This is a genomic window from Ruegeria sp. BG6 (assembly GCF_056538465.1).
On the sequence record NZ_JBQFTB010000003.1, the window covers coordinates 294,923 to 306,560 of the forward strand.

Sequence of the window (11,638 nt, forward strand, 5' to 3'; positions counted from 1 at the left end):
AGGATCCGCCGCTTGCTCCTTAAAATAGAGAGGATTGTGGCAGGTTCAATGCGATAAAATCATAGCATAAAACTCGGGCCAATTTGGCATCATTTCGGCATGCCAGCCATTTGGAGATCCGGAAAGCGGGGCAGACACGACCGTATCGCCTGTCCAGACCGCAGGCGTGGACATCAGTGCGCGCCGGGGCAAGCGTGCTTCACGCCAATCCAGCAGTTGTTTCAGCCCGTCCTCGCCCAGCGCGCGGATTTCGGCATCTGGAATTGTGGGGCCGGACACCACCCAGCGTCGGTCCCAAGGCTGGTTACACGCGGCCGATACACCCTGAAGCGCCTTTAGTTCCCTGCAAATCCACGCATTATCGCGTTCTGTGAAGACCAGACAGCCTCCGATGGTGCTGGTCCGGCGATTCAATAATGCTTCCAGCGCCTGATCCACATTTGACTGGCGCGGCGGATACCCCTCTCCCGCGATCCAGTTGATCGTCGCGACCAGAAGGCGGCGCTGGATCTCGCGCGGCAACGCCGCAAAGCCTGCGGGATCAATGCAGACAGCGCCGTCTTTCACTTCGGTGATCTTGCGGGCGGATTCCTGCGTATACCGCGCCAAAGCATCACGGGCTTGTGCAAGATTTTCTGCCACTCGGGCCAGAGACTGCGCGGTGATGCCAATCGGTTCAAGGCTTGCCAGAGCCTGCCGCACCTTGATCCGGTCAAATCGGGTATCGTGATTCGACGGGTCCTCGATCCAATCAGCGCCGATCTCGCGTAGATAAGTGCGCAGTTCCTGACGCGAGATATCCAGCATCGGTCGAAGCAGCAAAACCCCGTCTCGTGCGCGAACAGACGGCATCGATGACAGGCCGGTGACGCCGGCCGCGCGCGCCAGCCTCATCAGAACGGTTTCGGCCTGATCGTCTGCCGTGTGCCCAAGGGCAATGGCCTCCACCCCATTGCGACCGGCCCATTCCGTCAGCAACGTGTATCGCGCCTGACGGGCCTGATCCTGCAGGTTTCCGCTGCCATCCCACCCTTGCCAGACCAGCGTATCATGCGACAACCCAAGGCTTACTGCCTGCGCGGCCACCTTTTCTGCCTCGGCCGCTGCTTCAGGCCGCAGGCCATGATTCACGGTTGCTGCCAGAACTGTCACCCCTTCAGCCTGTGCCATGCCATGCAGAAGATGCATCAGCGCAACCGAGTCGCCGCCGCCCGAAACCGCCACACCGATACGGCGCGGCAGTGTTTTCGGCAGTCGCTCGCGGATCTGAGCTGTCAGAGAAGCTGCACTTCGGGTCAAGAACAACCCAGAGACGCCATTTCCTGCGTGGCGTCCGAGACCGTGCTGGAGGATGGGAAACGCACCCCAACCTCGCCCAACGTGATACAGGCCTGATCGGTTTGTCCCAATCGCCCCAGCGCGGCGCCCAGTTCAAACAGCGCTTCGGGGGCAAAGGCCCCTTCGGAATCACCGGTAAAGCTCGCCAGGAATGCCCGGGCGGCTTCACGGGTATCGCCCAGACCTTCCAGCGCCTGGCCACGTTTCAGATGCGCCTCGGGTGCAAGCGGACTGCCGGGATACGAGGTGTCGAATTGCGCGAATCCATCTGCGGCAGACTGAAAGTCACCATCAGCCAGCGCCTGCGACGCTGCATCAAAATCAGCGCGTTCACCCACGGCAAGTTCACCCTGACCCGAATTGGTCGGCTCAATTGGCGCAGGAGCGACGGCGACATCGGTCGCGGTTTCCCCGCCTAGGGTCGACGTTTCGCCCAACGTGCTGAGATCGCCCCCTTCCAGTTCGACCAGCCGGAATTCCAGGTCACCAATTCGATTGGTGCCATCGGTCACAACGCTCTGGATACGTTGGTTCAGCTGTTCGGTCTGCCGGGTCAGGCGCTGTAACTCGGCCTCGATGGCGTCAACGCGTTCCAGTACGGAACTGCCGGACAGGTTCGGAGCCGGGGAGCCGGTGGTCGAAAACTCGCGCTTGAGGCGCTGGATTTCCACGTGCAGCACTGTCAGTTCCTGCCGGATATCCGCCAGCGTCTGCTGATCCTGCGCCTTTGCCACGCCGGCGGTCAGCACGACCGCCGCCAGAACCCATCCTGCAATTCGCATCATCTTACCCCAGTGTTGAGCCGGTCAGCACCGTCACCGCGCGGCGGTTCTTGGAATAGCAATCCTCGGTGCTGCAAATCTCGATCGGGCGTTCCTTGCCATAGCTGACCGTGGTCAGACGGCTACCCGCCACCCCCCGCGAGATCAGATATTCACGCGCGGCGTTCGCCCGGCGCGCGCCCAGCGCAAGGTTGTATTCGCGTGTGCCCTGTTCGTCGGCGTGACCTTCGATCATCGCCACAAAATCCGGGTTTGCCATCAGCCAGTCGGCCTGCCCCTGCAGAACGGTCTGCGCCTGCGTGGTCAGGGTGGATTGGTCGACCTCGAACAGCACCCGGTCCCCGACCGTTTGCTGGAAATAGGCAGGCGAGCGTGGGTCGCTTGGCGATCCCGGCAGGATCGAACCGCTGCCGCCTGCGCCGCCGCCCAGTGCCGATGGATCATTGTTGGTACAGGCCGCGATCACGCTCAGCGCGCCCAAGGCCAGGATTTTGCCCAATACGTTCATTTCAGGTGCCTCGTGGATTTGTTTGTTTATTGCCGTCTCTTTAGCACAGCCAGAGTTTCATGTGAACTTTGCCGATTGCTGCCCCGATCAATTCTGCAAAGGCCCCCAGGACGGGTCGCTGCCGCCGTCCGGCGTGCGGACCGGGCGCAGGTTCCGGCCCGAAATATCCACCGAATACAGCGTCGCCCGTCCGCTTGCGCCCTGGGTCTCGCGGGTAAACATGATCACGCGACCATTGGGCGACCACGTGGGGCCTTCGTCCAGGAAGGACGAGGTCAGCAAGCGTTCTTCACTGCCGTCCGTACGCATGACACCGATGTGGAAACGGCCCTTGTTCTGCTTGGTAAAAGCAATCAGATCACCACGCGGCGACCAGACCGGCGTGCCATACCGGCCCTGTCCGAAACTGATGCGCGTCGGCTCACCCCCGCCGGCGGGCATGATGTAGAGTTGCGGCGTGCCCGAGCGGTCGCTTTCGAACACGATCTGCGATCCGTCCGGCGAATAGCTGGGGGCGGTTTCGATTGCGGGCGTGTTCGTCAGGCGGACGCTTTGGCCCGACGCAAGGTCCATCTTCCAAAGGTCGGTATTACCGCCCTGAATCAGCGAATAGACGATCGAGCGCCCATCCGGCGAGAAGCGCGGCGAGAAACTCATCGTGCCGTCCTGCGTCTCGAGTTCACGCCGTTTGACCCGGCCCACGTCCAGAACGTAAATCCGGGGGCTGCCGCTTTCATAACTTGTGTAAAGCAACTGCTCGCCGGTAGGGGAAAAGCGCGGGGCCAGAACGATGGCAGAGCTGTCGGTCAGATACTGAACATTGGCTCCGTCGTAATCCATGATCGCCAGCCGTTTCAGGCGCTGGTCCTTGGGGCCGCTTTCCGACACAAACGCAACCCGGCTGTCGAAATATCCGCCCTCGCCTGTCACCCGGCTATAAACCTGATCGGCCACTTTATGCGCCATGCGCCGCCAGCCATCCGTGGTGCCTGCAAACTGCAACCCGCTGCCCAGTTCCTGACCCGAGAATACATCCCAGACCCGGAAACGGACGGTCAGCTTTTTTCCCGACACGTTGACCGCGCCCGTCACCAGCGCTTCGGCATTGATGGCCTTCCAGTCCGCAAACTGAAGCGGGGCCTCGAAGCTTGTCACCTGACTGATGAACGCATCCGACGAGATTTCGCGAAACAGCCCGGTGCCGGTCAGATCTGCCGCAACTACGCGCGAGATGTCCTGCGCGTATTGTGCCGCGGTAGGACTGTCCGGTACGAAATTTGGAACGGCATAGGGCAAGGGTTCGATAATACCCTGATCCAGTTCCAGCCGCAGCGGCCCGCTTTGTGCAAAAACCGGCGCCGACAGAAGCGTCAGGCCAATAAAGAGGCTGGTCAGAAGTTTCATCATTTGATCCGCATCCTCTCGGGATTGAATGTAATCTCAATATCCTGCCACTGCGCGTATTTGTCAGCAGGCAGGTCGTATCCTTTGGCTCCGCAACGCAAAATAGCGCGCCGAGCGGCCTCGTAGGCCTGTTTTGCAGCCCCTGAAGAGCCGCCTGAGCTGTCGAGCAACTGCAAGCTGCCGCCAACAACCTTACCATCCGGGGTCAGAGAAAAGCCGACCACAACGACGGTCTGCAAGGCGTCCGTCGACAACGATCCGACATTCCAGCATTTCGATACCGCCAGCCGCATCGCGTCCTTTTCACCACTGGTCAGCGGTGGACCCGAAGGCGCGTCATCCTGTCCCAATGCATCGGCCAGCGCATCCTCGATGGCCTGCTGGTCGCTTTGCACCGGTTCTTCGGGGGCTGCCGGTGTTTCGGCCACCACGGGTTCGGCCCGAGGTTGTGGGCGGCTGGGCCGCGTTCGGGGGCGCGGGGAAGTCTGGGGCGACAATTCCTGCGTCTCTTCCGCCTCGGTCACGATCTGATCCGTGGCTTCCTCGGGCGCGGTCTGATCCTGTTGCTCCTGCTGGGTCTCGGCCCCTTCATCCAGGGATACGGCGGGGGTTTCGATGTCATCCGGTTTTGCCTCGGGCGGCGGCGGGGCCACCGGCTCGGGCGCAACCTTGTCAGCGGAATTGGGCAGGGATTCCGGACCCGGCGTCGGCAACGCAGCGACTTCCGGTTCAGGTTGGTCCAGCGTCGGGGGTTGTTCGATCACTTCCGGCTCGGGCGGCGCCTCCACGGGCTCGGGCAAAGGATCAGGCTCGGGCTCGGACGCGACAATCGGCTCGGGCTCTGGTTGTTCTTCGGGTGTCGGTTCAGGGGCGTTGGCCACTTCGGGCTCTTCAGGCTGCTGCAAATCAACGGGCGGCGACGGAACCTGGGGCGCGTCGCGTTGCGCGGTCATCGCAGCAAACTGTTCAGCCGTGACCACAGATACCTCCTGAACGGCCATAGGCAAAGGCTCCGACCGGAACGTGCCGCCTAACAGCGCCCATCCGATCAGACCTACGTGGGCAATCGCCGAGATCTTGGTGCCGGTATCCACCGCGCGGCCTCACTCTCCACCTTCGTCAAATGTCGGCCCGCCGGTATCGGTCACAAGGCCCACATTCGAAAACCCGCCGGCATTCAGCGCCCCCATCACCTGCATCACTTGCGCGTAGGGAATTGCGCCGTCCGCCCGCAGGAACACCCGGTCACTGGTACGTTCAACCGCAATGGCCCTGAGTTTTCCGATCAGATCGGCACGCGCGACGTCCGTGGTCTGGATCTGCACCCGCCCGTCCGCTGTCAGTGTGACGGTTAGCGGTTCCTCATTGTCCCCCGGCAGGGCACTGGCCGCCGTCTTGGGCAGGTCCACGGGCACCCCCACGGTCAGCAGCGGGGCCGCCACCATGAATATGATGAGCAGCACAAGCATGACATCTACAAATGGCGTCACGTTGATCTCGGCCATCGGCTGGGCGCGACCACGCCGCCGCCCCCGCCTGCGGCCGTTTCCGCCCGAGGATTGCTGAACCGCCGCACCCATCTCAGCTGTCCAACTGCCGCGACAGGATGGTGGCGAATTCGTCGGCAAACGCTTCATATCCGCCAACGATCCGATCACTGTCCGCGCTGAGCTTGTTGTAGAAAATCACCGCCGGGATCGCGGCCAACAGGCCCAGACCGGTGGCCAGAAGCGCTTCGGCAATACCGGGCGCAACAACGGCAAGGTTGGTGTTCTGCTGCTCGGCGATCTCAATAAAGGCGTTCATGATGCCCCATACGGTGCCGAACAAACCGATAAATGGCGCGGTCGAGCCGACCGTGGCCAATATGGGCAGACCTTTTTGCAGTGTTTCCGCCTCTTTTGCGATGGCCACATCCATCGACCGGTCAATCCGTGCCGTCGCGCCGGCAATCAAGCCGCCGTCGGTCCGGTGTGACCTGCGCCACTCGATCATGCCGGCGGCGAATATCTTCTCGGAACTGCCGTCCGGTCGCGTTCCGATCTGTTCGAACAGCTCATCCAGCGGATTGCCGGACCAAAAGGATTCATCAAAAACCTGCGCTTCGCGTCGCGCTGCGCGGTAATTGATCAGTTTTTGAATGATGATCGCCCAGGACCAGAACGATGCGACGACCAGCATCAGCATCACCAGTTTGACGATAAAGGTCGCGCGGGAAAACAGCCCCCACATGGAGAAGTCGATCTCCTGCGCCAGCGCCAGCGTTTCAGCTTCCATGAACCTGCTCTTTGTTTTGCCTGACAGCCATTTGGCCTTGTTTTGCCAAACGCTAACGCAGTTGGTATAGAAAAGCCAACAGAACCACCCCGGCTGAGTAAATTGTTACATCAATGCGCGAATCTCTGCCGGAAGACGGATCGGCTTGCCCTCGCTATTGATGCAAACGGCGGTCACGGTGGCGCGGAAAATCTCGGTTTCGCCGCGCCGGACATGCTGCGCCATGGTTAGGCGCACTCCTGAAATCGAAACTATCTCGGTCTCGACGATCAGTTCATCGTCAAACCTGGCCGGCGACAGATAATCCGCCTCGATCCGGCGCACGACCCAGACAATCCCCTGATCCCGCATCGCGTTCTGGTCATTGCCGAGGTTGCGCACCCAGTCCGATCGTGCCCGTTCAATAAAACGCAGGTAATTCGCATGATAGACAACACCACCCATGTCGGTGTCTTCGTAATAGACCCGAATGGGAAAGACGTGCTTCATTGTGGCTGCTCCAGACGCGCAAACAATCGCAATGCGTGGGACGCATCCTGCACCATTCCCGGCAAAATCGGATCATAGGCGGCCCGGATAAGCGCGGCGATTTCAGGGCGCAGAATTGTCGTCTCGCCAGCCACGGCCAGCGGAGACTGCGACCGGAACGCAGCATCGGACCACAACAAAACGGTCTGTACCACCTGCCCCAGCGCAAGCGTTTCGGCAGGAATTTTGGACAATTCGCCATCCATCTTCAAAAACACGAACGCCGCCCGGATGGTCCCGTCCTCCTCAAACCGGAATATGCGGTACTGGTTGGCGTCCGCCTCCATCAGCCGCCCGACCAGAGGGGCCAGATCAGGGATCAGACGGTCCAGATCGGGCACCTCCAGCAATTCCTGCCAGTCGCGAAAAAAGAAGACCATGCAGTTCGCGCCCAGTTCCGGATCGGTCTCGGCCATTGAGTGGCCAGCCAGGGCAACAACCGCCTCGAACGCGCCCTTGATCACGGAAAGCGTATCATCTTCGACGCCAAAGACGATCGGCACGATCGGTCGCCCCCAACGCGCGAACAGGAACTCGCCGCTTTCACGCGTAAAAAGTGCTTCGATTGCTTCCGGTGTCACGGCCGACCCTTCATCTTTTCAAAAATACTCTCGCCGAAGGCATAAAACCCATGGCGCACCGCATCAACCAAACAGATCGCTCTGCCCCCGGGGCGCCGCCATTCCCAAATGGGTCCATGCCTTCTGCGCCAGCATCCGCCCACGCGGTGTGCGTTGTATCAGGCCCTGCTGCAACAAATAGGGCTCAATCACTTCTTCGAGCGAATCCCGGCTTTCTGACAGCGCCGCCGACAAGGTTTCGATTCCCACAGGGCCGCCCGCGTAGTTCTCTGCGATCAGCTTCAGATAACGCCGGTCCGCGCCATCCAGCCCCAGGTTGTCCACACCCAGACGCGTCAGGGCACCATCGGCCAGATCGCGTGAAATTCGTCCATCGCCCTCGACAATGGCAAAATCGACCACGCGCCGCAGCAGCCGCCCGGCGATCCGGGGGGTTCCACGCGAACGCCGGGCGATCTCGCGCGCGCCTTCATCATCAGCCGGAGCACCCAGCTTGCGCGCGTTGCGGGTGACGATCTCGTGCAGTTCGTCGACCGTGTAGAACTGCAAACGCGTTGGAATACCAAACCGGTCGCGCAAAGGCGTGGTCAGCAGCCCCATGCGGGTCGTAGCGCCCACCAGAGTGAAGGGCTGCAATTCGATCCGCACGGTGCGCGCTGCAGGACCTTCACCGATCACCAGATCCAGCTCGAAATCCTCCATCGCCGGATACAGCACCTCTTCAACAGCCGGGTTCAGACGGTGGATTTCGTCGATGAATAATACGTCCCGAGATTCCAGATTGGTCAGGATCGCCGCCAGATCGCCCGCCTTGGCCAGCACGGGGCCCGAAGTCATGCGGAAATTCACCCCCAGCTCGCGCGCCATGATCTGCGCCAGCGTGGTTTTCCCAAGCCCCGGCGGGCCATGGAACAACGTGTGATCCATCGCCTCGCCCCGCTGGCGGGCTGACTGGATGAAGATGCGCAGATTGGCTCTTGCCTCGGCCTGACCGATAAATTCGTCCAGCCCCTGCGGACGCAGCGCGCGGTCATTGTCTTCCGGCAATGGGTCAGGGCGCAGGGCGGGATCGGCGTCTACCATTCATTCACCCTTTCGGAGCAAGCAGTTTCAAAGCGGCCCGGATCAGTTCCGCCTCATCCGCGTCGGGCAGGTTGGCTGCGGCTTCGGCCACGGCCGATGCTGCCTCGGACGGTCCATACCCCAAGTTGGACAGGGCCGACAAAGCCCCCGCAGTAGCAGCCGCCGAACCCGAGACTGGCCTGACCGTCGGTTTGGCGACTGGTGCAGGTTCGGACGATTCGACCACTTCCAGTTCGGGACCGTTCATCGCCTCTGTCACCGTGCCGCCCATTGCCATCACGCCCGGAGCCTTGTCCTTGAGGTCCAGCACAATTCGCTGCGCCGTCTTAGGTCCGACACCCTTGGCCGCCTTGACCGCACCCCAGTCACCCAACGCAATGGCGCGGCTGACCCCGTCCGGTCCCAGTGCGGACAGAATGGCTAGCGAGACCTTGGCCCCAACGCCCTGCACCGAACACAGCAGGCGATGCCATTCCTTTTCGACCAGCGACAGAAACCCGTAAAGCTGCATGAGGTCCTCACGCACGACCATGTCGGTGTAGATCGAGACGCCCTCACCCACACCCGGTAGTGCCGCCATGGTCCGGTCCGAACAGTAGACGATATAGCCGACCCCGCGCACATCAATCAGCACGTGGTCTGCCGCGCGATAATCCAGCCGCCCGGTCAATTTTCCGATCATGCCCGCACCTCTTTCATCCGCGCCTGAGGCGCCGCGCCGTAATAGGAATGACAGATAGCAATCGCCAGCGCATCCGCCGCGTCCGCCCCTTTGGGCTGACACCCCGGCAGTTGCAGCTTGACCATATGCAGCACCTGCTCTTTTTCGGCGTGACCCACACCGACCACGGTTTTCTTGACCCGGTTGGGCGCATATTCCCCGACCGTCAAACCGGCCTTCGCCAGCGTCAGCAACGCCACGCCGCGCGCCTGACCCAGTTTCAGCGTTCCAGCCCCGTCCTTGTTGACGAATGTCTGCTCAATCGCGGCCTGATCCGGTCGATACTCGGCTATGACCTCGACGATCTGGTTGTGCAGGGACAAAAGGCGTTCGCCCAGATCGTCCCCGTCCGACTTGCACAACCCGTTGGCGACATGGCTCAGACGGCTGCCATGCGATTCGATGATGCCCCATCCCAGGGTTCTCAGCCCCGGATCAATGCCTAGAATTCGCATGTTGTGCCTTTGGCCTGCTCGGGTTCGTGTGATTTTTTTATCAACTAGCACGAAGCAAGAACATTTTCCAAGCGAATTGACCCAAAGGCCAAAAACGACAGACCTGTCTCAACGGCGACAGATGGACCCTTTTTGCGACCCGGAATGTCCTGTTTCCGCCACCTAATGAAAGAGAAATTCATCAATGATTTAAGGGAATTTAAGGAAACTCGAGCTCTGCAGAAATTGCATAGGACACATGCAAATTCCGCTCTTGTGCCGACGATATGACATCACTAGATGCCCGGCAGATCGCAAGATCAGACAGTAACACAAACCAGAAGGAAACAGGATATGGCTGCACTGGACACAACCCGCACCGCCACTGGCTCGTTCGGCCTCGTTGGCCGTATCGGCGAAACTTTCGCAGCGGTCGTCAACGCTGTTGTCGAATGGAATGACGCCCGCGTTACCCGCAACGCGCTGAGCGGTCTGACCGACCGTGAACTGGAAGATATCGGCCTGTGCCGCGGCGACATCGACGTCGTTGCCGAAGGCCGCCGCTAAGACGGCAAACGCCCACTCACAGCTTCTTTACGGAGCAAAAAAACACCGCGCAGCCAGAAGCAGCGCGGTGTTTTTTGATTCAGGCCAAGTCAGTAGAGGACTTTGTTAAGCTGAACCGAGAGAAACTCTGTCATCGGGTCCACCTGCATGATCCAGGCTCCTGCCTGCTCAACCGAGGTGCCCTGGCTTAGGGTGTCAATGCGGTGGTCATAACCGGTCGGACCAAGGCTGGACAGCAGAAACGCCTTGAAGGCAAAGAACCCGCAGATGCAGAACAGCAGAACCTTTGCAGGGATCGCCGATCTGACGCGTTGTGGTTTCATCACCACCAGACCATCCTTGCGCATCGTCGCACGATAGCCGTGGCTCATCTTGCTGTGCTTCTTGTTCAGGCGATTGACGCGCTGATCGAACTCCAGTTGTTTTACCGTCATGGCAGCCTCCTAAAACCGCCCCCCGCTGACTTGAATGACGGTAGAAACAGATTGCGACAAAAAAGAGGCAAAAAACCACAAAACTCCTGCAAATGGCCCTGAATTAGCCCTGTTTGCTTAAGATCAGCGTCGTCCAGTCACCAATCTGGCCGCGATCATGGGTATTGAACCCATTTTGTAAATAAACGGAAACGACGTCATCGGCCTGTTCGTTCAGAATCCCTGACAGAATCGCGTAGCCTCCAGAGCGCAGATTCGCTGAAATTTCCGGTGCCAGAGCCACCAGCGGACCTTTCAGAATATTCGCAAAGATCAGGTCATAGGGCGCATGCGATTGCAGTTCGGGGTGATCGAAGCCCGCCGCCTCGATACAGAGCACCTGACCGGACATCCCGTTTGCCTTCAGGTTGGCCTCGGCCACGTCAACCGCGACCTGGTCAATATCGCTGGCCAGAAACTGCCCGTCCCAGACCCGCGCGGCGGCCATTGCCAGAACAGCGGTGCCACAGCCGATATCTGCCACTTTCGCCGCCGAGAACCCTTCGTCAAGCAACCGATCCAACGCCTTGAGGCATCCAAGGGTCGTGCCATGGTGCCCCGTGCCAAACGCCATCGCGGCCTCGATCAGCAGAGGGATACGACCTTCGGGCAGCTTGTCCGCATCATGGCTGCCATAGACAAAGAACCGCCCCGCCTCGACCGGTGCCAGTTCCCGGCGGACATGCGCGACCCAGTCGGTTTCGGGCAGTTCCGAAACGACAAAGGGCTTCGCCCCGAACGCAGCGGCCAGAACGGCCAGCGCGGTTTCATCGGGGGCTTCGGTGAAGTAACCGCCGACCTCCCACAGGCCCGAGTCGTCTTCGACCTCGAACACGCCCACACCGGTTGGTTCCGGGTCCAGACGCTCCATCGCTTCGCCCAGGCTTTCGGCGGCTTTCTTCCCGTTCAGTGTCGTGAGCGCAGTGAATGTGGGCATCGGGG

Annotated in this window: 15 protein-coding genes; 1 reads left to right on the plus strand and 14 read right to left on the minus strand. The window is 60.6% G+C overall.

Annotation, left to right across the window (positions count from 1 at the left end; all coding sequences use genetic code 11):
- Window positions 1-45: 45 nt before the first annotated feature.
- The 12 genes from tilS to ruvC form a co-directional block, all read right to left on the minus strand.
- Window positions 46-1,299, minus strand: a complete 1,254-nt coding sequence (gene tilS / locus ACR0JW_RS08430; RefSeq protein ID WP_170678164.1) for a tRNA lysidine(34) synthetase TilS — start codon at window positions 1,297-1,299, stop codon at window positions 46-48.
- Window positions 1,296-2,120 (minus strand): tol-pal system protein YbgF, encoded by an 825-nt coding sequence (ybgF, locus tag ACR0JW_RS08435; protein WP_170678581.1) that lies wholly within the window; start codon window positions 2,118-2,120, stop codon window positions 1,296-1,298. Before ybgF ends, tilS begins: the two co-directional genes overlap by 4 nt.
- A gap of 4 nt (window positions 2,121-2,124) precedes the next feature.
- On the minus strand, window positions 2,125-2,628 hold the full coding sequence (gene pal / locus ACR0JW_RS08440; protein WP_170678166.1) for a peptidoglycan-associated lipoprotein Pal: 504 nt from the start codon (window positions 2,626-2,628) through the stop codon (window positions 2,125-2,127).
- 87 nt (window positions 2,629-2,715) lie between these two features.
- Window positions 2,716-4,035 (minus strand): Tol-Pal system beta propeller repeat protein TolB, encoded by a 1,320-nt coding sequence (gene tolB / locus ACR0JW_RS08445; protein ID WP_480713808.1) that lies wholly within the window; start codon window positions 4,033-4,035, stop codon window positions 2,716-2,718.
- Window positions 4,032-5,126: an energy transducer TonB family protein gene (locus tag ACR0JW_RS08450; RefSeq protein ID WP_170825126.1), complete on the minus strand. Its 1,095-nt coding sequence runs from the start codon at window positions 5,124-5,126 to the stop codon at window positions 4,032-4,034. The genes tolB and ACR0JW_RS08450 overlap by 4 nt, the downstream gene beginning before the upstream one ends.
- 9 nt (window positions 5,127-5,135) lie before the next feature.
- Window positions 5,136-5,612 carry a protein TolR gene (gene tolR / locus ACR0JW_RS08455; protein WP_170678172.1) on the minus strand — a complete coding sequence of 159 codons (477 nt, stop codon included), beginning with the start codon at window positions 5,610-5,612 and terminating at the stop codon, window positions 5,136-5,138.
- A 1-nt stretch (window position 5,613) separates the two neighbouring features.
- On the minus strand, window positions 5,614-6,309 hold the full coding sequence (gene tolQ, locus ACR0JW_RS08460; protein WP_170678174.1) for a protein TolQ: 696 nt from the start codon (window positions 6,307-6,309) through the stop codon (window positions 5,614-5,616).
- A 105-nt stretch (window positions 6,310-6,414) separates the two neighbouring features.
- The gene (gene ybgC / locus ACR0JW_RS08465) at window positions 6,415-6,798 is read right to left on the minus strand and encodes a tol-pal system-associated acyl-CoA thioesterase (protein WP_170678176.1); all 384 of its coding nucleotides are present in this window, start codon (window positions 6,796-6,798) and stop codon (window positions 6,415-6,417) included.
- Window positions 6,795-7,418, minus strand: coding sequence for a hypothetical protein (locus ACR0JW_RS08470; protein ID WP_170678178.1), 624 nt, complete (start codon window positions 7,416-7,418; stop codon window positions 6,795-6,797). The genes ybgC and ACR0JW_RS08470 overlap by 4 nt, the downstream gene beginning before the upstream one ends.
- A gap of 63 nt (window positions 7,419-7,481) precedes the next feature.
- Window positions 7,482-8,501 carry a Holliday junction branch migration DNA helicase RuvB gene (gene ruvB, locus ACR0JW_RS08475; RefSeq protein WP_170678180.1) on the minus strand — a complete coding sequence of 340 codons (1,020 nt, stop codon included), beginning with the start codon at window positions 8,499-8,501 and terminating at the stop codon, window positions 7,482-7,484.
- A gap of 4 nt (window positions 8,502-8,505) precedes the next feature.
- Window positions 8,506-9,183, minus strand: a complete 678-nt coding sequence (ruvA, locus tag ACR0JW_RS08480) for a Holliday junction branch migration protein RuvA (RefSeq protein WP_170678182.1) — start codon at window positions 9,181-9,183, stop codon at window positions 8,506-8,508.
- Window positions 9,180-9,677 (minus strand): crossover junction endodeoxyribonuclease RuvC, encoded by a 498-nt coding sequence (gene ruvC, locus ACR0JW_RS08485; protein WP_170613330.1) that lies wholly within the window; start codon window positions 9,675-9,677, stop codon window positions 9,180-9,182. The genes ruvA and ruvC overlap by 4 nt, the downstream gene beginning before the upstream one ends.
- 333 nt (window positions 9,678-10,010) lie before the next feature.
- Between ruvC and ACR0JW_RS08490 the strand changes: the two genes are divergently transcribed.
- On the plus strand, window positions 10,011-10,223 hold the full coding sequence (locus tag ACR0JW_RS08490) for a DUF1127 domain-containing protein (protein WP_170613332.1): 213 nt from the start codon (window positions 10,011-10,013) through the stop codon (window positions 10,221-10,223).
- A gap of 89 nt (window positions 10,224-10,312) precedes the next feature.
- Here the strand turns inward: ACR0JW_RS08490 and ACR0JW_RS08495 are convergent, their stop codons facing one another.
- Window positions 10,313-10,657, minus strand: coding sequence for a hypothetical protein (locus ACR0JW_RS08495; protein WP_170678184.1), 345 nt, complete (start codon window positions 10,655-10,657; stop codon window positions 10,313-10,315).
- 103 nt (window positions 10,658-10,760) lie between these two features.
- Complete coding sequence (locus tag ACR0JW_RS08500; protein ID WP_170678186.1) at window positions 10,761-11,633, minus strand: 50S ribosomal protein L11 methyltransferase; 873 nt, start codon at window positions 11,631-11,633, stop codon at window positions 10,761-10,763.
- Between the last annotated feature and the right edge of the window lie 5 nt (window positions 11,634-11,638).